17 protein-coding genes and 1 riboswitch are annotated in these 19,457 nt (G+C 48.8%); of the genes, 10 read left to right on the top strand and 7 right to left on the bottom strand.

The window, feature by feature from the left end:
- Window positions 1-47 precede the first annotated feature (47 nt).
- A complete protein-coding gene (locus MHM93_RS06575; protein ID WP_239448437.1) occupies window positions 48-953 on the top strand; it encodes a bifunctional GNAT family N-acetyltransferase/hotdog fold thioesterase in 906 nt (301 codons plus the stop codon).
- Window positions 954-982: 29 nt separating this feature from the next.
- Here the strand turns inward: MHM93_RS06575 and MHM93_RS06570 are convergent, their stop codons facing one another.
- The 5 genes from MHM93_RS06570 to dapA all read right to left on the bottom strand — a co-directional run bounded on the left by MHM93_RS06570 (window position 983) and on the right by dapA (window position 6,140).
- On the bottom strand, window positions 983-2,020 hold the full coding sequence (locus MHM93_RS06570) for a phospholipase A (RefSeq protein ID WP_239448436.1): 1,038 nt from the start codon (window positions 2,018-2,020) through the stop codon (window positions 983-985).
- A 146-nt stretch (window positions 2,021-2,166) separates the two neighbouring features.
- The gene (locus tag MHM93_RS06565; RefSeq protein ID WP_239448435.1) at window positions 2,167-3,279 is read right to left on the bottom strand and encodes a succinylglutamate desuccinylase/aspartoacylase family protein; all 1,113 of its coding nucleotides are present in this window, start codon (window positions 3,277-3,279) and stop codon (window positions 2,167-2,169) included.
- 2 nt (window positions 3,280-3,281) lie between these two features.
- On the bottom strand, window positions 3,282-4,484 hold the full coding sequence (locus MHM93_RS06560) for a PLP-dependent decarboxylase (RefSeq protein WP_239448434.1): 1,203 nt from the start codon (window positions 4,482-4,484) through the stop codon (window positions 3,282-3,284).
- Window positions 4,484-5,224, bottom strand: a complete 741-nt coding sequence (locus tag MHM93_RS06555; RefSeq protein ID WP_151173312.1) for a 2,3,4,5-tetrahydropyridine-2,6-dicarboxylate N-succinyltransferase — start codon at window positions 5,222-5,224, stop codon at window positions 4,484-4,486. The genes MHM93_RS06560 and MHM93_RS06555 overlap by 1 nt, the downstream gene beginning before the upstream one ends.
- Before the next feature lie 28 nt (window positions 5,225-5,252).
- Complete coding sequence (dapA, locus tag MHM93_RS06550; protein ID WP_239448433.1) at window positions 5,253-6,140, bottom strand: 4-hydroxy-tetrahydrodipicolinate synthase; 888 nt, start codon at window positions 6,138-6,140, stop codon at window positions 5,253-5,255.
- A 122-nt stretch (window positions 6,141-6,262) separates the two neighbouring features.
- Window positions 6,263-6,454: riboswitch (Lysine riboswitch) on the bottom strand.
- A gap of 147 nt (window positions 6,455-6,601) precedes the next feature.
- On the opposite strand from dapA, the gene MHM93_RS06545 reads away from it, so the two are divergent.
- On the top strand, window positions 6,602-8,305 hold the full coding sequence (locus MHM93_RS06545) for a response regulator (RefSeq protein WP_239448432.1): 1,704 nt from the start codon (window positions 6,602-6,604) through the stop codon (window positions 8,303-8,305).
- On the opposite strand, the gene MHM93_RS06540 is transcribed toward MHM93_RS06545, so the two are convergent.
- Window positions 8,274-9,161, bottom strand: a complete 888-nt coding sequence (locus MHM93_RS06540) for a TraB/GumN family protein (RefSeq protein ID WP_052698293.1) — start codon at window positions 9,159-9,161, stop codon at window positions 8,274-8,276. The two genes, MHM93_RS06545 and MHM93_RS06540, sit on opposite strands and share 32 nt — an antisense overlap.
- A 483-nt stretch (window positions 9,162-9,644) precedes the next feature.
- Between MHM93_RS06540 and ilvG the strand changes: the two genes are divergently transcribed.
- The 8 genes from ilvG (at window position 9,645) to can (ending at window position 19,083) form a co-directional block, all read left to right on the top strand.
- Complete coding sequence (gene ilvG / locus MHM93_RS06535; protein ID WP_239448431.1) at window positions 9,645-11,306, top strand: acetolactate synthase 2 catalytic subunit; 1,662 nt, start codon at window positions 9,645-9,647, stop codon at window positions 11,304-11,306.
- Complete coding sequence (gene ilvM, locus MHM93_RS06530) at window positions 11,303-11,545, top strand: acetolactate synthase 2 small subunit (RefSeq protein WP_130148041.1); 243 nt, start codon at window positions 11,303-11,305, stop codon at window positions 11,543-11,545. Before ilvG ends, ilvM begins: the two co-directional genes overlap by 4 nt.
- A gap of 54 nt (window positions 11,546-11,599) precedes the next feature.
- Window positions 11,600-12,523: a branched-chain amino acid transaminase gene (locus tag MHM93_RS06525; RefSeq protein WP_053910196.1), complete on the top strand. Its 924-nt coding sequence runs from the start codon at window positions 11,600-11,602 to the stop codon at window positions 12,521-12,523.
- A gap of 86 nt (window positions 12,524-12,609) precedes the next feature.
- The gene (gene ilvD / locus MHM93_RS06520) at window positions 12,610-14,466 is read left to right on the top strand and encodes a dihydroxy-acid dehydratase (RefSeq protein WP_239448430.1); all 1,857 of its coding nucleotides are present in this window, start codon (window positions 12,610-12,612) and stop codon (window positions 14,464-14,466) included.
- Window positions 14,466-16,025: a threonine ammonia-lyase, biosynthetic gene (gene ilvA, locus MHM93_RS06515; RefSeq protein ID WP_239448429.1), complete on the top strand. Its 1,560-nt coding sequence runs from the start codon at window positions 14,466-14,468 to the stop codon at window positions 16,023-16,025. Before ilvD ends, ilvA begins: the two co-directional genes overlap by 1 nt.
- A 47-nt stretch (window positions 16,026-16,072) precedes the next feature.
- A complete protein-coding gene (locus tag MHM93_RS06510; protein WP_239448428.1) occupies window positions 16,073-17,137 on the top strand; it encodes an ABC transporter substrate-binding protein in 1,065 nt (354 codons plus the stop codon).
- Window positions 17,138-17,218: 81 nt separating this feature from the next.
- Window positions 17,219-18,421 carry a methyltransferase gene (locus MHM93_RS06505; protein WP_239448427.1) on the top strand — a complete coding sequence of 401 codons (1,203 nt, stop codon included), beginning with the start codon at window positions 17,219-17,221 and terminating at the stop codon, window positions 18,419-18,421.
- Window positions 18,418-19,083, top strand: coding sequence for a carbonate dehydratase (gene can / locus MHM93_RS06500; protein WP_022946622.1), 666 nt, complete (start codon window positions 18,418-18,420; stop codon window positions 19,081-19,083). The genes MHM93_RS06505 and can overlap by 4 nt, the downstream gene beginning before the upstream one ends.
- A gap of 31 nt (window positions 19,084-19,114) precedes the next feature.
- Here the strand turns inward: can and MHM93_RS06495 are convergent, their stop codons facing one another.
- Window positions 19,115-19,387 carry an accessory factor UbiK family protein gene (locus tag MHM93_RS06495; protein ID WP_022946623.1) on the bottom strand — a complete coding sequence of 91 codons (273 nt, stop codon included), beginning with the start codon at window positions 19,385-19,387 and terminating at the stop codon, window positions 19,115-19,117.
- Window positions 19,388-19,457 lie beyond the last annotated feature (70 nt).

Here is a 19,457-nt window from a genome sequence, read left to right as displayed (position 1 = left end):
TTGGTAAATCTTGTAAGGTGAGGCATCACTTTTTATCTGGAGTTGGCATGTTCGAAGTAACTATTCCGCAAAGTAGCGATGATTGGCAGGCCTATTATCATTTACGTTGGCAAGTTTTGCGTGCACCTTGGGAGCAGCCTAGAGGCAGCGAGCAGGATGATTTAGAACAAGAGTCAGAGCATCGGTTTATTAAGAATAAGGACGGTGAGGTGATCGCCGTGGCACGTTTGCACTTTAATAACTCGCAACAAGCCCAAGTCCGTTATATGGCTGTGGATGACGCACACCGAGGCCAACATCTGGGTAGCCGGCTATTACATGAGCTGGAGAAAATAGCTTGGAATCAGGATGCGAGTGAATTGGTTTTGTTTGCTCGCGAGCGAGCTTTGAAGTTTTATCAACGCCATGGCTACGAGCTTAAAGAAAAAGCGCATCTTGCCTTTGGTGATGTGCAGCATTGGAAAATGGTAAAGCAACGCCCTAGCGAGCCAGGTTGGTTTCGTCATCCAGATTGGACTCAGGTCTTGCAAGACACTTGGCGCGAATCGATTCCTATAAGCGATAAGATGGGAATCAAAGTAGAAACGTATACTGACTGGCAGTTTAGTGTCAGTGCTGATCTGGATGCTAATGTTAATGTGCACAACACCATGTTTGCTGGCTCTGTTTATTCTATGGCAACGCTAGCAGGGTGGGGGGCAACTTATTTGGCACTTCAAGAGTCGCAACTTATGGGGGACATTGTGCTTGCTGATGCGCAGATAAAGTACCTTAAACCTATCAACAAAGAGCCTAGAGCCCAGGTTGATTTAACCCAGTGTGAGGGGAATGTTGGCGATTTAACAACCCAAGGGAAAGCACGTTATCAGGTGCCAGTACATATTTATGATGGCGACATTTTGGTCGGGGAGTTTACCGGCCGCTTTGTTATCGTTAAAAGTGAGTCAGATTAAAAAAGCCCCTGAAGGGGCTTTCTTTTATACTACAGAAGGTCGGTGAGTAGAATACCGACACCAAAGCGCTCGGTGTCTTGGTTGTAGTCAATCAAGCTTTCACCATAACCATTAAAGTACTGAGCATAGCCACGAAGACGGCCCCACACAGGGAAAGACCAATCTAGTTGAATGGCACCGCGATTATTCGAATTTAGATTGTTGCGCAGCATAAAGCTAAACTCATGCTCTTCGAAACGGCGCACGCCTTTGAGCTCAAAGTAACCCATGTATTTATAAATATCTGGATTGTCATCACCATCGGCAACCATAGGATCTTCTTTTTCATCTTCAGGGATGCGGTACCAGGGCTTAAAGCTAAATACATAGCCGTCTTTTTCCCAGATAAAGTCGACGTATAAGCGGTTCCAGGAACGCGAGTAAGGTTGGCTACGGCCGTTGGATTGATGCACAGCACCCACAGCAATAGCCATTTCGTCGCCCCAAAGCACGTTTTCGGGGTCTAGATAATTAATCCAAAAAATTTCCGGCTCATAATTGGTTTCTCTAAACGGCGCAGAAATATCTTTGTTGTAATACTGCCAATAAGATTGCAAGGTAAAGCCGAAATAGACGGCTTGGTCCTCGTCACTGAAGTTGTCATAAAGCGGTACTTTTAGCGACAGCTGATACTTAATCTCAACATTATCTAAGTTTTCGCCGGTATCGGTGTCGCCTAAAGCACTGATATCCCCAAAGGGTTCTTCATTAGGGTGCTTCATGTAGGTCACGGGCAAAATATAGTTGCGCTTGTGCGGCGTGATCACGTTGCGGTTTTTCTCCGTCACCTCTTCACGAGCCTTGCGCTTATCAATGGCTGTAAGCTGTTTGCTTTCTTCTAAATCAGAGCACTTTTTACGAAGCTCATCCAAGGTTTGTTTACCGTCACCGGCAATCGCTTCATTAAGAATGCACTGTTTGACAATACTGAGCTCATTGTCTTGTTCGTTATTTGCATTTGTTGCAGGCTCATCCGCCCACGCATGGCCGCTCAGGGTCAAAGCCAATAAAGTGTATCGCCAATTCATAAAAATCCGTGTGCTGAATAAAAGGGACAGAAGATGAAATCAATAGTACACCTTTTTAGCAACAAGCGGGTGAATTTAGGCTGAAAAAGTGGGCGACAAAGTCGCCCACTGGCAGTGAGTAAACTCACTGACTCTCACGCAATGGTTTACAACTCGAAGGTGTTGGTAAAGAATTTATAGAGTTCGGTGCCCTGATTTACACTCGCAGAGGCAAAATGGAGAATGGCAATCGCATCGCTGTCAGCACACAAAGTGTGCAGCGGCGTTTCACTTAAATATCGCTCCATACGCAATATGTTGGCGATTGGAGTTCCCGCTGCAATCGGCTCCCCCAGTGGGGCTAAATACTCCACCATTCCCCCCATCGGGGCATAATAGGTTTTATAATCGCTGAGCATACAACCATAGCGCGTCATTTCTTTTGGGTAGAAGGGTGCGTCTTGCAACACGCCTTGGTAGTTAAGATAAGTTAAAATATTGTCGGCATCGTCTTTGGCGGCACTGAGGTCGATACGCTCTTGTGAGCCAAGCTCAACGGTAAATGCTTCCACAGGCACTTCAAAAGCACAGTCCAATGCATTGAGCTGAGCCTTAAGTTGCCACCAAGGGCAAAACGCCGCTTCATCTAGGGCACCGTCGAACTCATTGGGTATAAGTAAAACGTTAGCGATATTAAAATACTTAGCGCTAGCACGGGCATATTCAGGACAATACAAATGCTGAGTAGATATCGGTCCGGTGTGTAAATCTAAAACAATATCGGCCTGATGTGCGAGCTGCTGAAGTTGCAAAGCGATGCGCTTACCCGTTGACAGCGTGTGCGCAGGGGCCTCAAGTTGAGCGTCGACACTCGCAATTAGCGCGTGCTGAAATGTATTGCGAATTTCGCCGCTAGACAGATGCGCGCATTGCTCGGCCATGGTCTTTGGCAACTGACTATCGTAATGATACATACGATTCCAGTTAACACCGGTAATAGGATCAAAGCGGCCCAGTGTGAACTCGCCTGATTTTTGGTTGCAACCAATGGGGTTCGCATAGGGGACAAGGGTGATGTCGCCGTTAAGCTTTAGGGTCTGTAACTGCTCCAATAGTTGGTAAATGACAGCATTGCCTTGTACCTCTGCGCCATGCATATTGGCCTGAATATACACGCTTTTACCTGTGCCATTCCCCTTTAAACGGTAAACTGGAATGGTTAACGGCAGGCCATTGGCTACCTCACCCACATAAATGTTTTCTTGACTGACAGGATGCATATTTACCTCAGATAAAAACTGGCCGGTTGTGGCTCACGAACCACGCGCAAAGAGCCGTGCTCAAACACGTATTCACCAGCCAATGAGTGGCACAGAAAAAACGGCATACTCTCGGTGAAGCCATAGGCTCCGGCCTGCATAAACACGAGCCAATCATGTTCATCAATATCCTCAGGCAGCGAGTGTTGTCCTAGGCTATCCAGCGCCGTACACAAAGGTCCATGGGTACGATAGTTTACCTGTTCGGCTGTACTTTGGCGTAATAACTGCGCGGGGAAGTTTTGCCCTGCCACAGCGGGGCGTAAAAGATGATTAATACCACCTGCGACGATCAGTTGGCGCTCGCCATAATTTGTTTTTTGTTCAATGACGGGGTCTAAATAGTAACCACATTGTGCGACGGCGTAACGGCCCAACTCCATCCACAACTCTTTTACGCCGCTTTGCCGCTTAATATCGCGCAGTGCGCCGAGCACATCCTGCCACTTTAGCGGGCTGCTTTCGCTGTCATAAGGAACGCCTAAGCCGCCACCCAAATCCAGTACTTGCATGGCAAAACCAAGGCGTTCACAGAGTGCTTGTAATGGCGCTAACATGCTTTGCCATAGGTGAAGCAGCTGGGCCGCATCAAGCATGTTGCCCCACTGAAAAATATGCAGGCCAATGCAATTCAGCGCAGGGTAGTCGGCTAAGTAGAGCCCTTGCCACTGCTCTGGCGCTAAGCCAAACGGAGTCAGGGTATTGCCACCGAGCGGATTGCGCTCACCGTCTGGCCAGCGCAACTGCACTCTGAGCAACACATCCACTTCAATACCTTGGTTATACGCCAGCTCATTAAGCCAGCGAACTTGATTGATACTCTCCAACACAAAGGTACGTACCCCAGCGTCTAAGAATTCGCCTAACTGCTGGCGCGATTTTGCCGGCCCGGTGTTGAGGATGCGTTGTGCACCAACATGCTGTGAAAGCACCTGGTTGAGTTCACCGCTGCTGGCGACATCAAAGTCAAAGCCAGCGGCTGCCAGAGTATCGATAACCGCAGATAAAGGATTCGCTTTTACCGCATACCATAACTTCACCACATCTTGCGCCATCAGCTCATCAAGGTGCTTACGTAGACTGTCAAGATCGTAGACAAAGCAAGGCTCGTGGCGCTCCTGAGTGAGGGTATCAAAAGCGTTTAACAATGCGCCAGAGACAGGCATTAGCGTAATACCTCTTCTAACTCCAGCGATGCATCGCTGTGCTGATCGCGATACTTTACGATAAGCGCACAGCTCATACTGAGCCCTTGTTCGCGTCCCCAAGTGCTAGAGCTTGGGCGCGAGCCAGGTATAACGATGGCGTTGGCCGGAATCGCTTCGCCCTTATCGAGTTGTCGCTCGTTAACGCAGTCATATACTGGGATAGTGGCGCTTAAACGTACACCGGGGGCGAGTACCGCACCTTGGCGAACCACCACCCCTTCGACAATGACACAGCCCGCGCCGATAAAGGCATCATCTTCAATCACCACAGGGTTAGCGCCAATTGGCTCGAGCACGCCACCTAATTGCACGGCGGCGCTAAGGTGAACGTTTTTGCCCACTTGCGCACATGACCCCACCAAGGCATGACTGTCGACCATAGTTCCACTATCGATGAAGGCACCAATATTGACATATGCAGGTGGCATGATGATGGTGCCAGGGGCAACGTAAGCACCTCGACGCACAGCACTACCGCCAGGCACCATGCGAACATTATCTTGGGCGCTAAAACCGCGAGGAGCTAGATTGTGCTTATCAACAAAGCCGCCCGCAAACTCGGTGTTATTACCATTTTTGAAGGCTTCGAGAATGCCTTTCTTTACGTCCACATTGGCGTGCCATTGGCCGTGTTCGTCTTGTGTTGCGGCGCGTACGTGGCCGCTTTCGAGGTCATTTAGTAAGTCTAACCAACTCATAACTGAGGTACCTTGTTAACTAATTTTATCAATGTGCCCACGCAACAATGCGTTCATGGGCATTAAGAAGTGGTAGTGTGTCATTAAGCTCAAGGTGGCTTAATGGGGGTCGTAACACCGGGCTGTTGAGGCGCTCAAGAGCATGCAAAAGGCACTTAACGGGTACTGGATTGGCTGCACTGAACAGCGCATCAATTGCACTGCGCCAGGTTACAAAGGCATTGACGCTTTGCCCTTGAAGGCATTGTTGTACCAGATGCTGTGTCTGCTGTGGCCAGACGTTGGCGGCCACAGATACAAGGCCCGCTGCACCGGCCTGAGCAAAATAAGGGATCAGCGCGTCGTCGCCACTGAAAATCGCTAACTCAGGCGCGGCTTCGCGGTAAGCCTCAAATTGTGCAATATCACCGCTGGCTTCTTTAAGTGCCCAGCACAGTGGGTGCGGTTGTAGCTGTGCTAAGACCGTAGGGGGAATACTAACTGCAGCGCGTCCGGGCACGTTGTACAACATGCACGGCTTTTTGCTGGCATCCAGTAGTGCCGAGTACCAATGTAGCTGCCCTTGAATACCCGGTTTAGCATATAAGGGCGCTCCCAGAAGGTAGGCGTCTATGGGGTGTTGGTTACAAAAACTAAGCCATTGTAGTTGCTGGCTAAGGTTAAAACCGCCCACGCCAACCATCAGTGGCACACGTAAGGTGAGCGCCGTAACGTGACGAACTACGGCTTGTTGCTCATCTATACTGAGAGCCAGAGCTTCACCAGTAGAGCCAAGAATAAGAATGCCGTTTCCTGCTTGCTCTTGCTCGCGCACAAGTAGGGTTAAGGTGTTAAAATCAATGCTGCCGTCAGCATGCATCGGAGTGATCAATGCTGTCCAGACAATGGTATCTGCTAAAGAATGAGTTGTAGTCATCTCTCACGAACTTAGTGCGAGTTCGATTGAATTAGGAAGGGGTTGCCCGCCTCGCATCGAACTGGTTAAATTCGAAGAGCGAATGGGCTTAAAACACAGAGCCAAATGGGCCCAGCGTTACTAAGACCAGAAGCTCTCCACCAAAAACATAGCGCTAAGCGCTAATGGTGACAGTCGCTGGGATTCAACCCATGCGCCCGAGACAGTAAGTAGCAAACTTTACTGGTCTCTCGGCGTACATTCCCCTCGTTATGGTGCTTTGGAGTTTGCTCTCCTTCCCACAACTACCTGAATGACGCTCCTCTTCTAGCCCTTGCGACCGCAGCACATGCGGCCGACTCAATAAGGGTGCCTTTTTATTCAATCACTTTATGCTTAACGCTGTCAACGCTAAAGCGAGAACAAATTTTACAAAGGCTGATTTTGTGTCAGTATTAAGGGGTTATTGCAAAGGCCCTCTTATGCAACGTCTTACCAAACACTTACAAAAACGTTATTTCTGGGCAGCCAGTGTGCTTGTTGTTGTCATACTTAGCTCTACAGTGTATGTGATGAAAAGTATCGATATGCAGCGAAATGACGCGAAAGTAATAAATATTGCAGGTATGCAGCGGATGCTTTCGCAGAAAATTGCATTGCATAAATTGGCCGTCAATGACCGTGCTGTAAGTTTTGAGCAGCAGCAACTCGCTCGTGCCACTATGCGCTTTTACAATAACCATGAGTTTTTATTAGGCTCACAGTTGGTGCTGCAAAGCCCTCAGGTGCTGGCGCTTTATCACCAGCAGGGCTTGGATGGTCGGGTGCGCCAGTATGTGCAGTTAGCGAGTCGCAGCGATGCACCTTTAAGTGCTTTTCAGGGTCAAAAACTACTGTCGTTATTGCAGGACTTAGATGCTGTTGTCACCGTATTAGAGTCAAAATCTAAGCAAAAAATAGAACATTTACAGCTTGTTATTCCCCTTTTAACGCTGGCAGCCATTGCTACTATTTTATGTGAGTGGTGGCTCATCTTTAATCCTTTGACACGTCGAGTGTCAGCCATTCTTTATCGGCTTCGTTACCAACGGCGTCAAGCCGCGCATGCGCATCGGGTAAAATCTGACTTTTTAGCTAATATGAGTCATGAGCTAATGACGCCAATTACGGGGATTATTGGCCTATTGGACTCTCATAATGCGGCTGGTCGCGAAGAACAGCAAACGGCATTGGACTGCGCCCGACATTTGCAGGCGCTAGTGCAAGAAATGTTGGAATTACAGAAGCTTAAGTCGGGATCGTTTACTACTTTAGTGACCGAGCAGTCATTAAAGCAAACGGTGAGTGCAATATTGGCGCCTTGGCAGCTTGAGCCTGAAACCCTGCAGCGATTGAGTGTCGAGGGTGAAGATAGCCTACCTGTTCAAGCACAAACTGATCATCTGCATTTAATCCAAGCAGTTAATCAGCTATTGAGCAACGCCTTTATACATACGCGCGCTGCGGTGCATGTGCAATTTGAATACCATGAACCATCTGGGCTGCTGAGTGTTGTCGTTAAAGATAACGGCGATGGCATTACTACTGCTGATATTGAGGCTGCTCAGCAGCATGCTGTGTATTACAACACCGAGCAGGTACAGCACTTTCAGGGCGTGAAATTAGGTCTCAGCCTCGTGTATGCGTTGGCTCAAGAGGTGGGTGGAAGCCTTACGATTCGTAGTACCACAACAGGCACTGAGGCCAAGCTAACTTGGCCCGTACTTACTATCGACAAAGCCCGGTTAGAGCCAAGCAGCCAGCATGGCGATATTCTGATTGTTGAAGATAACCCAATAAATCAGTTAGTGCTTGCTAAACAAGCTCAGCAAATAGGCTTTAACACCACCATTGTTGATGATGGTGAGCAAGCACTCAATAAATTACTAGAACATCACTATCAATGTGTATTAATGGATTTAAATATGCCAAACAAAGACGGCATAAGTACCATTATTGAGATTCGTGAGCGCTTAGCGCTCAGCGTGCCTATTTTTTTGGTGACTGCCAGTCAAGATGAGCATCGCATCGCGCAGAGTATCACTGTCGGCGCCAATGCCGTACTTAACAAGCCGGTCAACACTCAGCAGTTGAGCGCGTTGTTGAAAAAACACGTTACTGAGAGGGCTGCCTTTTCGTCACCGTGAAACCTTGTTCGCGCAGTAGGTTAACGAGCCCATTTTTTTCCGGCAAATGGAGCGCACCTACGGCGATAAACAGTGACTGCTGCTGCATTGGCTGGTTAAGTTGTGCGACCCAGTTTTGATTACGCTCAATAAGTAAAATATGCTCGTTAAGTTGGCCGAATTCAGAGTCATCAAAAGCATCGTGGTAGTACTGCCTCAGTATGTCAGTATCTCCCTGCTTCCACGCGCTGATCAATCGAGCAAAATAGTGGTCGAGGTCTTTGAGTTGGCGAAAAGTATCGTTGACCATTTCATCAGCGTAATTATCTAAGGCGCTGAACATTTCTAGTTGCTGCTCTAGCGACTCGAGCTCCATTATCGGCTTACCTATTGCGTTTGCCTTAGCTAACACTTGCTTGTCGATTCCGTTTTGCTCTGAATAGCCTGCATTTTGATACTCGATTTGCACCATAGTGAGTAAAACGGCCCAAGGCTTTAAGCCCGAGAACATGGCAATATTAATACTCTTTTGTGCAAAGTAGTCACTGAGGCGTTGATAATTTTTACTGCTCAGTTCAGTTTCTAGCGTGCGGCCGTTACGCAGCATCATTAGCGGCATGGAGCGTTGTTGAATTTGCATAGGTGAGAGCGCGCTGATATCTACTTCAACGACCACTTTATCACTGCGGCTAATTGCTTGCTCAACATAAGAGGGGAGGCCTTTCATTGCTTCATCACCAACATGCACAGTGCCAAACAAATAGGAAGTAACGCCATTTTTCTCCACTTGCCACAGTGCCGGAGTGGTGTTTGCAAGGCAGAGCTGAGTGAAAAATGCAAAACAAATGTACAGCAGTGACCAGAAGGTTTTTTTCATAATGGTATCCAGAGGTAGTTGTTTTTAGCCAGTGTAACTGAGTTCGGTAATTTAGCCTATTGGCTGACCATTTTTACTAAAAATATTCAGCTGTTACAGCACACTATGTTAAATACGTTTTAATGTCGCAATGAAAAAGTTGGAATTATTTTTCTCTTAACTGGCTTTTTAGGTTTTTTTATGTGATTGGTGTCGTCATTTTTAGTTGTTTTGCATTGTTTTTATGGTTGACTTAGAAGGGCTGCCAAGGTACTAATAGAAAAAGAGCGCAGAAATGCGGTAACAAACTTAAAAAAGCGAAGTGAAAAGTACATGTTGAATACGCAACTTAGCCTAGTCCTAGTGATTAACGTCGTGGTGATTATTATTACCACGGGGGCTTTGTAGTGCGTTAAAAAAGTAATTTCGCAAAGAAGCCCCCCGCACTGAAAAGTTCGGGGGGCTTCTTCGTTTATGGGCCAACACATTGAGGAATGAGGAAAAATGACTGGCGCAGAATTAGTGATCGACATATTAGCCAAAGAGGGCATAAACGAGGTATTTGGTTACCCTGGTGGGGCCATCATGCCCATTTACGATGCCCTTTATGAATCCCCAGTCACTCATTACTTAACTCGCCATGAGCAAGGAGCGGGCTTCGCCGCCGTGGGTTACGCACGCAGTAGTGGCAAACTGGGTGTGTGCATGGCCACTAGCGGTCCGGGAGCTACGAACCTGATCACCGCCCTTGCCGATGCCATGATGGACTCCGTGCCGTTATTAGCCATCACCGGGCAGGTACCCACAGCGGCAATCGGCTCGGATGCATTCCAAGAGGTTGACGTTTTGGGAATGTCTCTTTCATGCACTAAACACAGCTTTATGGTTGAGCGCAGTGAAGATTTAGCGCATACCCTGCAACAAGCCATCCACTTAGCTCAAAGTGGTCGCCCAGGCCCTGTGCTTGTTGATATTCCAAAAGATATTCAAATGAATGAGGCGCATTACCAGCCTTGGCTAGCCGAATCAGAGCCGACGTCGCAACCTTGCCAGCAACAAGTTCAATTGGCTAATCAGTTGCTAAGCGAAGCTCAGCGGCCAGTGGCCTATATCGGTGGTGGGGTTCAAAGTGCTGGAGCCCAGCAACAACTCATGCAGTTTTTATACAAGACTAATATGCCAGCGGTGCAAACACTTAAGGCGTTAGGCAGCGTCACACCGGATTATCCACTTAATTTGGGCATGTTAGGTATGCATGGCACTAAGGCCGCTAACTTGGCGGTACAAGAATGTGACCTGCTGTTGTGTATTGGTGCCCGTTTTGACGATCGCGTGACCGGCAACCTGACTAAGTTCGCGGCGAACGCGAAAGTTGTGCACCTTGATATCGATGCTGCTGAAGTAGGCAAGCGAAAGCCTACAGATGCATCGCTGGTGGCGGATTTAAAAATATCACTGCCGCAATTGCAATGTTTTGTCAGCGAGCCGCAGTGGTGTAACCATGTTGAGGAGCTAAACCAAGAGCATGCGTGGCGCTACGACTACCCCGGTGAAACCGTGTATGCACCAGCTTTACTTAACCAACTGTCGCAGCAGCTAAGTGCCGATGCAGTGGTATGTTGTGACGTTGGTCAGCACCAAATGTGGGTCGCGCAGCACATGCAATTTAGCCACCCGAGCAACCACTTAAGTAGCGGCGGGGCCGGGACCATGGGGTTTGGTTTACCTGCTGCCATTGGCGCGAAAATCGCCCGCCCCGAAGATACCGTGGTGGTGGTCTCTGGTGATGGCTCCATCATGATGAATATTCAAGAGCTGGCCACCATCCGCCGTAATAATTTAGATATTAAAATCGTGGTTATTGATAACCAAAGGTTGGGTATGGTGCGGCAATGGCAGCAGCTATTTTTCGCTGAACGTTACAGTGAAACGACCCTTTCTGACAATCCAGATTTTGTCGCTTTAGCGCGCGTTTTTGGCATCGCAGGGCGCTGCATCACTTCCCAGGGGCAAGTACAAGCTGCGCTTAGCGAGTTGCACAGCAGTGACGGCCCGTATTTGCTGCATGTGTGTATTGATGATGCCGATAACGTCTGGCCATTGGTACCGCCAGGTGCCGCGAACGATCAAATGCTGACGCAAACAAACCAACAGGGGCAACCATGAAACATCGCTTAACCTTACATCTTGCCAATCAAACCGTCGCCGTTGAACGCTTTTTACGAGTTGCTCGCCATCGTGGTTTCAAGCTAACGGCGTTGGAATTAGCCAGCAGTGAAGAGCATTATGCTATCAATATGACTGTCGACAGCGACAAACCCATCTATCTTTTAACGCAACAACTGAATAAGCTGGTAGATGTGCAAAGCGTGACTTTGCAACAACGGCAACAACAAGCGATTTAGCGCTGCGACCAGCAAGGCGCACAGCAACACGGATTTATAAGAAGGTATTAACACATGACACAAACATCCGAATTAATCTGGCACAACGGCGAGATGATCCCTTACCAGCAAGCCACCACGCACGTATTAAGCCATGCCTTACATTATGGTAGCTCGGTATTTGAGGGGATCCGTGCCTATGACACCGCTAATGGGCCGGCTATTTTTCGTTTAACTGACCATATGAAGCGGCTCTTTGATTCGGCAAAAATCTACCGCATGGAAATCCCGTTTTCACTGGAAGAGTTAAATCAGGCGTGTAAAGAAGCGGTGAAACAAAATGGCTTTAGCGATGCTTATCTGCGTCCGTTTGCCTTTTTAGGTCACGTTGGCTTGGGGTTAAACCCCAAATCACACCTAGCCGATGTCACCGTAGCGGCCATGGAATGGGGCGCCTATCTCGGTGAGGACAGTCTCGCTCAAGGCGTTGATGTATGTATCTCTTCATGGAACCGCCTGGCGCCTAATACCATGCCCACGGCGGCAAAAGCGGGCGGCAACTATTTGTCTTCGCAGCTTATATCTGGTGAAGCCAAGCGTAACGGCTATGTTGAAGGCATTGCCTTAGACACCAATGGGTGTTTGAGTGAAGGAGCAGGCGAAAACCTCTTTGTGATTAAAAATGGTGTGCTATACACGCCACCGACCACCGCCTGTATTTTACCTGGCCTGACTCGCGACACCATTATGACGCTTGCCAAAGAGCGCGGCTATGAAGTCCGTGAAGAGTCAATTGCCCGTGAGGCATTGTATCTTGCCGACGAATTCTTTATGACCGGTACGGCCGCCGAGGTCGTTCCGGTGCGCAGTGTCGACCAAATTCAGGTTGGCGAAGGTCAGCGTGGCGCTATCACCGAAGAGCTGCAAACCGCCTATTTTGATTTGGTCAAAGGGCGCAGTGAAGACCCGCGCGGCTGGCTAGAGTACGTAAACGACTAACGACGAGGTGCCACTAGCACCAATATTTTGGGAATGAGGTAAGTCAAGGCAGCCACGGCTGCGCTTGCAAATATATAGAGGTAAACATGGCAAAACTGCGCAGCGCAACAACCACCGAAGGACGCAAAAGAGCAGGGGCTCGGGCGCTTTGGCGAGCGACCGGCATGAACGACAGCGATTTTAAAAAACCGATTATCGCGGTGGTTAATTCATACACTCAGTTCGTGCCAGGGCACGTGCATTTGAACCAGCTCAGCGAGCTAATGGCACACACCATTCGTGATGCCGGTGGGGTGCCACGTGAATTTAATACCATCGCCATTGATGACGGTATCGCCATGGGTCACGGCGGCATGCTGTATTCTCTGCCGTCACGAGACCTCATTGCCGATTCGGTGGAGTATATGGTTAATGCTCACTGTGCCGATGCCATGGTATGTATCTCTAACTGTGACAAAATCACCCCAGGGATGATGTTAGCTGCATTGCGATTAAATATTCCGGTGATCTTCGTCTCTGGCGGGCCGATGGAAGCGGGCAAAACTCGCCTTGCGGATATCGACATTAAATTAGATTTGGTTGATGCCATGGTCAAAGGCGCCGACCCTAGTGTCAGCGATGAAGATTCAGAACAAGTAGAGCGCTCTGCGTGTCCAACCTGCGGCTCATGCTCGGGTATGTTTACCGCTAACTCGATGAATTGTTTATTGGAAGCCCTAGGCTTGGCTCTTCCAGGAAACGGCACCACGTTAGCAACGCATAAGGATCGGATGCAGCTTTATGTTGAAGCCGGTCAACGCATCGTTGATTTATGTCAGCGTTACTATGGCCAAGAAGACGAGTCGGTGCTGCCGCGTAATATCGCCAATCAGGCTGCCTTTATGAACTCAATGACGTTGGATATCGCCATGGGCGGTTCATCCAATACGGTGCTGCATTTATTGGCCGCCGCCCAAGAGGCAGGGGTGGATTTCGATATGAATGACATTGATAAGCTCTCACGCAGCACCCCATTTTTATGTAAAGTCGCTCCTGCGACGCAACAATACCATATCGAGGATGTGCATCGCGCTGGCGGGATTATGGCCATTCTCAACGAATTGGCGAAAGCGGATAAGCTGGATTTATCCGTCGGCCACGTCGGGGGGGCCAACCTTGGCGAGGTGATCGCTCGCTATGATGCCAGCAAAGAAGAGAACACGGCGGCGCGCACATTTTACCGTGCAGGTCCTGCTGGCATCCGCACCACCAAAGCCATGAGTCAGGATTACCGTTGGCAAGAGATGGACTTGGACCGTGAGCAGGGCTGTATTCGCAGTGTCGAACATGCCTTTCGCCAAGATGGTGGGCTGGCGGTGCTTTATGGCAACTTAGCTCCCAACGGCTGTATTGTGAAAAGCGCAGGCGTCAGTGATGACATGTTAGTGTTTAAAGGCACTGCTAGGGTGTTTGAGTCACAAGACGATGCTGTTGAAGGCATTTTAGGCGGCCAAGTACAAAAAGGCGATGTGGTGGTGATCCGCTATGAGGGTCCCAAGGGCGGCCCAGGCATGCAGGAAATGCTGTACCCGACTAGTTATCTAAAATCCATGGCCTTAGACAAGGACTGTGCGCTTATTACCGATGGCCGCTTTTCCGGTGGTACGTCGGGCTTTTCTGTGGGTCATGTTTCTCCTGAAGCTGCCAGTGGCGGTGCGATTGCTTTAGTCGAAGATGGGGATGAAGTGGTACTCGATATCCCCAATCGGGGTATCAATCTGAGTTTATCGCAGCAGCAGCTTGAGGCGCGGGCACAAAAACAGCAGCAGCGTGGCAAAGATGCATATAAGCCGCTCAACCGTAATCGTCCTGTAACAGCCGCGCTCAAGGCGTATGCGCTGTTGGCAACCAGTGCGGATAAAGGCGCTGTTCGCGACCTTGAAAAGCTTGAGGAGCTAAGCTGATGGCCGCCTCCGAGCTTGACTATTTTCGCGCTATTATCCAAGCCAATATGGAGCCTTTGGTTAAGTTTACTGAGGTCAGTGAACTGACTGCGTTAGAGCAGAAACTAGGGTGCAAGGTGTGGCTTAAGCGTGAAGACCAACAACCCGTTTACTCCTTTAAGTTGCGGGGCGCTTATAACAAGCTAAGGCAGCTGGAAAAAGGCAGCAAGGTGATCACCGCCTCAGCTGGCAATCACGCACAAGGAGTGGCGTTAAGTGCCACCGAGTTAGGGCATCAGGCCATTATCGTGATGCCCCTTACCACGCCGCAGATCAAGGTCAATGCAGTGCGTGGCTTCGGCGGTGAGGTGATTTTACACGGCCATCACTTTGATGCTGCAAAAGCCCATGCCTTAAAACTGGCCGAGCAACTGCAGGCGGTATTTGTGCCGCCATTCGACGATCCCGATGTGATCATTGGCCAAGGGACGATTGCCCGTGAGCTAATGCAACAACTACCGCAATTGGATGCGGTGTTTGTCCCGGTTGGCGGCGGCGGTTTGTTAGCCGGTATGGCGGTGTATATTAAATCGCTGCGCCCTGATATCCGCATCATTGCTGTAGAGGCCGAGGAAAGCGCGTGTTTGCAAGCGGCTATGGCAGCCGGCAAACCTGTGGAGTTAGAGCGGGTGGGCAGTTTTGCCGATGGCGTTGCGGTGAAGACCATCGGCAGTGAAACCTTTCGCCTGGCGCAGCAGTTTTGCGACGAAGTCGTGACCGTCAGTGGTGATGAAATTTGCGCTGCGGTACAAGATATTTTTGTCAGCACGCGCGCTGTGGCGGAGCCCTCTGGCGCGCTGTCTTTGGCAGGGCTAAAAAAATGGGCGACAACACAGGCTCAGCAAGGAGCTAATTTAGCGGCGGTGCTCTCCGGGGCGAACTTAAATTTTGACCGTCTTCGTCACATCGCCGAGAGAACGGCGCTCGGTGAGAAGAACGAGGCGTTATTGGCGGTGACCATTAAAGAAGAGAAAGGCAGCTTTAAGCGCTTTTGCCAATGTTTAGGCGGGCGTGCGATCACTGAGTTTAATTACCGTTATGCCGGCCCGGGTGAAGCACAAATCTTTGTCGGTATCGGGTTGCGTCAAGGTGTTAGTGAGCTTGAAGAACTACTCGGTGAGCTTGAACATCAGGGCTATCACTATGTTGATATGTCCGACAACGAGCTTGCTAAATTACATGTGCGTTATATGGTTGGCGGCAAGCCAACACAGCAGCTACAAGAGCGGGTACTGCGCTTTGAATTTCCCGAATACCCTGGTGCGCTAGCGCGGTTCCTCGATACTTTGGGGAGCAAATGGAATATTAGCTTATTCCACTATCGTAATCATGGGGCTGCGCTGGGTAATGTATTGGCGGCATTTGAAGTACCCGGGCAAGATTATAATGCCTTTGATGAGCACTTGAAACGCCTTGGATATGGGGTTGTAGAAGAAACAGGTAATTCATGTTATCAGCAGTTTCTCGCACACAACGGCTGCGAAGAGGAGGGTAAAATTGCCCAACAAGCTGGTATTTAAGCCTAAGCTTTAATATAGTATTAATAGCATTAGCACAAGGAAGTACAGTGAAGCAGCGCATGGAATGGAAAAAGGGCCTACTGAGTTTATTTTTGCTTTTTGGCCCTTTTTTTTCAGTAATGGCCAGCCCTACTAAAGTGACCTTACAGTTAAAATGGCGACATCAATTTCAATTTGCAGGTTATTATGTTGCCAAAGAGCTGGGTTATTACCGTGATCTGGGCTTAGAGGTCGACATTGTCGAGGCTGTTGGTAACGACACTGACAGCGTGGCCAAGGTGCTCGATAATCATGCTCAGTTTGGTATCAGTCACTCCGGTTTGCTTAAGCATCGTCTGCAGGGTCAGCCTGTAGTCGCAATGGCCGCACTGATGCAATCCTCCCCCTATTGCTGGCTAGTAAAGAAACACTCACCAATATTCGCTCCGCAAGATTTCGATAGTAAGAAAATCAGCTCGCTTAGCGCCAGTGAGAATGCTGAGCTTATCACTATGCTTGCCAATGAAGGCATACAGCCAGAGGTTGTTGATATTGGTGCTCAGGAGCCATTGGCTGCATGGATTGAAGGGCGCCTCGATGCCATTCAGGTGTACATTACCAACGAGCCCTATACCTTGGCGCAGCAAGGTATTGATTATCGTCTCGTATGCCCAAAGCAACATGGCTTCAATGTATATGGTGACGTGTTGTTTACATCACAGACCTTCCTTGATGCTCAGCCTGAAGTGGTAGCGCGTTTTTATCAAGCGAGCATGCGCGGTTGGCGTTACGCGTTACTCAACCTACAGCACAGTATTGCCCTTACTAAGCGTCATTATGCCGTTGACAAAAGCCTACAAGAGCTGGCTTTTGAAGCAGACCAACTCAAACCTTTGATGATGCGAACTGGCAGTACGCTAGGTGCAATGTCTGATGCGCGATGGCGACTGATTGCAGAGCTTTATGCACTGGATGATAAGCCTATGCAGGAGTACTTTCGCGGTTTTATGTATCAGCCAATGCAACAAAGTGGTATGCGCTTGTCGTGGATGTTCATTCTGGCTATTGCCATCATCTTAGTTGCCGTTCCGACTTATGTTCGACTCGTGGTGCAAGCGCGAAAATCTAAATAGTATAGTGGCGAGATAAAGTTTTCTGCGCTTGAGCCAAGTGATTTGATATAATCTAACAATTGCAGTCCGTTAGTCTTTCTCATGCCATCATTAACATCGCACTTTCAACGCCTAGATCAATTGCTTAATGACACTCGAGATTACTGGCAATGTGTGGCATTTTCATGCGAGCACTACCCTTGGCCTGAACTGACAACAGTGCTGGAGAATCTCAGCGATGAGCAAGTGGCTGAGCTTGATGCCCAGCCATCACAGTTAATAGACTACTTCAGTGCTCATATTGACCAGCTTTCGCAGTTGCCAGAACTAACCGATTTACCTACCAGCACACAGGCACAGCCTCAAGCGCTACCATTTTGGCTAAGTAATGGTATTAAAGGCCGTAAATTGACCCAGCTACAGAGCTTTGTTGATGGACTTGCTCCTGCGCAGGAAGGCAGTACCGTCTTAGAGTGGTGTGCGGGTAAAGGTCATCTCGGGCGCCTCCTCGCGCACCAACATCAGGTGCCCGTGCACAGTGTGGAAATTCAGCAGCATCTATGTGAGCAAGGTGAACATCTAGCGGATAAGCTAAACTTACCGATTCACTTTCACCAAGGCAATGTACTGACAGATGATTTTAGTGCCCTAATTGAGCAGTGTGATCACGCTGTTGCTCTGCATGCTTGCGGAGGCTTGCATCAATCCTTGTTACGTCAGGCCTGTCAGCAGCAAACACCGCGTATTTCAATTTCTCCCTGTTGCTATCATCTGTTTATTGATGGCGACTATTACCAACCAATGAGCGCAGCTGCACAGGCAAGCTCATTGCGGTTGACCAGCAGTGATCTAAAACTTGCGCTGCAACAAACTGTGACAGCACCACAGCGAGTGCGGCGCGTGCGGCAAAAAGAGGTGTTATGGCGACTCGGGTTTGATCAGTTGGTGCGTGAGCAATTTAAGCGCTCACAGTACACGCCCGTGCCTTCGGTTGGTAAGCAAATATTCAGCGGTGAATTCTCAGATTTTTGTTTGTGGGCGGCACGAGAAAAGGGCTTAACCCTGCCAGAAAAGTGCGATTTTACTCGCTATTTGAAGCTCGCAGAGCAAAGGAAGCGCATGACGGAGCGAATCGAACTGGTAAGACATCTCTTTAGAAGGGCAATAGAAGTTTGGCTGGTTTTAGATCGTGCTTTATATTTGCAGCAACACAATTATCAGGTGGACCTCAGTGAGTTTTGCGAAACTGAAATCACACCTCGTAATATCTTAATTGAAGCCAGCATAAACAGTGAGATGCAATGAAGAATCTAGGTCACCTTTTTGAAAGTAATAGGCAATGGGCTGAACGAACTACGGACCATGACCCAGAATTTTTTCAAAAGTTATCGCAGCAGCAAAGCCCTAAATATTTGTGGATTGGTTGTTCAGATTCTCGCGTCCCTGCAAACCAAATAGTAGACCTTATGCCGGGCGAGTTATTTGTTCATCGCAACGTCGCGAACGTTGTGGTGCACACTGATCATAACTGTTTGTCGGTGATGCAATATGCAGTAGAAGTTTTGAAAGTTCAGCATATTATGGTGGTGGGTCATTATGGCTGTGGCGGCGTTAAGGCAGTGCTCGATGAGGCCAAGCTGGGGTTAATTGATAATTGGTTACGCCATGTTGATGACGTTAAAGCCCAGCATTTATCACTGTTAAATAGCGCACCTGAGGCTCAGCGTCTGGCTCGCTTAATTGAGCTTAATGTGATTGAACAAGTACGTAATGTTTGCCGTACCAACATAGTACAAGATGCATGGGCTAGAGAACAGCCGTTGACGGTGCATGGTTGGGTGTATGGGCTTGAAAACGGCCGTTTACATGACCTCGATGCCGTGGTTCGCTGTCATCAAGAGCTACACAGCAGCTACAAAGAGGCGCTGCACAACGTTGCCTTGCGCGTGAGAGCTAATGCGCAATAACGAATAGTTGGGCAGCCAATCTCGCCTCGAATTAACCTTCGTCTTGGTTTTCTTGGTTACCCTGTATTTGCGCTTCTAAAAGCGCCACTTTTTGCTCTAGCGCCGTCAGCTTTTCACGTGTTCTTACTAGCACTTGGCTTTGAATATCGAACTCTTCGCGGCTCACGAAGTCCATCTCTGAGAGTTTATTTTGCAGTACTTGTTTAGTCTTACTTTCAAAGTTTTCGGCCATATCGCGCATGCCTTTAGGCATGTTACTGCCAATCTGGCGAGCAATTTCTTCAATTTTTGCAGGGTTTATCATTGCACAGCTCCTTTTCTCACATACTTAAGTGTAACTAACCTCAAGCACAAATAACAACTTGTTTGCCTTA

The sequence above is a fragment of the Pseudoalteromonas sp. MM17-2 genome (assembly GCF_022347945.1).
Lineage (GTDB): Bacteria > Pseudomonadota > Gammaproteobacteria > Enterobacterales > Alteromonadaceae > Pseudoalteromonas > Pseudoalteromonas ruthenica.
Note: the sequence above shows the minus strand (reverse complement) of the source record. Positions and strands in the feature narration are given on the sequence as shown.

What these genes read in the sequence shown, in the direction of transcription:
- MHM93_RS06575 (WP_239448437.1), top strand. Translation starts at nt 48, where the DNA reads ATGTTCGAAGTAACTATTCCGCAAAGTAGCGATGATTGGCAGGCCTAT.
- MHM93_RS06570 (WP_239448436.1), bottom strand. Translation starts at nt 2,020, where the DNA reads ATGAATTGGCGATACACTTTATTGGCTTTGACCCTGAGCGGCCATGCG.
- MHM93_RS06565 (WP_239448435.1), bottom strand. Translation starts at nt 3,279, where the DNA reads ATGCATCCTGTCAGTCAAGAAAACATTTATGTGGGTGAGGTAGCCAAT.
- MHM93_RS06560 (WP_239448434.1), bottom strand. Translation starts at nt 4,484, where the DNA reads ATGCCTGTCTCTGGCGCATTGTTAAACGCTTTTGATACCCTCACTCAG.
- MHM93_RS06555 (WP_151173312.1), bottom strand. Translation starts at nt 5,224, where the DNA reads ATGAGTTGGTTAGACTTACTAAATGACCTCGAAAGCGGCCACGTACGC.
- dapA (WP_239448433.1), bottom strand. Translation starts at nt 6,140, where the DNA reads ATGACTACAACTCATTCTTTAGCAGATACCATTGTCTGGACAGCATTG.
- MHM93_RS06545 (WP_239448432.1), top strand. Translation starts at nt 6,602, where the DNA reads ATGCAACGTCTTACCAAACACTTACAAAAACGTTATTTCTGGGCAGCC.
- MHM93_RS06540 (WP_052698293.1), bottom strand. Translation starts at nt 9,161, where the DNA reads ATGAAAAAAACCTTCTGGTCACTGCTGTACATTTGTTTTGCATTTTTC.
- ilvG (WP_239448431.1), top strand. Translation starts at nt 9,645, where the DNA reads ATGACTGGCGCAGAATTAGTGATCGACATATTAGCCAAAGAGGGCATA.
- ilvM (WP_130148041.1), top strand. Translation starts at nt 11,303, where the DNA reads ATGAAACATCGCTTAACCTTACATCTTGCCAATCAAACCGTCGCCGTT.
- MHM93_RS06525 (WP_053910196.1), top strand. Translation starts at nt 11,600, where the DNA reads ATGACACAAACATCCGAATTAATCTGGCACAACGGCGAGATGATCCCT.
- ilvD (WP_239448430.1), top strand. Translation starts at nt 12,610, where the DNA reads ATGGCAAAACTGCGCAGCGCAACAACCACCGAAGGACGCAAAAGAGCA.
- ilvA (WP_239448429.1), top strand. Translation starts at nt 14,466, where the DNA reads ATGGCCGCCTCCGAGCTTGACTATTTTCGCGCTATTATCCAAGCCAAT.
- MHM93_RS06505 (WP_239448427.1), top strand. Translation starts at nt 17,219, where the DNA reads ATGCCATCATTAACATCGCACTTTCAACGCCTAGATCAATTGCTTAAT.
- can (WP_022946622.1), top strand. Translation starts at nt 18,418, where the DNA reads ATGAAGAATCTAGGTCACCTTTTTGAAAGTAATAGGCAATGGGCTGAA.
- MHM93_RS06495 (WP_022946623.1), bottom strand. Translation starts at nt 19,387, where the DNA reads ATGATAAACCCTGCAAAAATTGAAGAAATTGCTCGCCAGATTGGCAGT.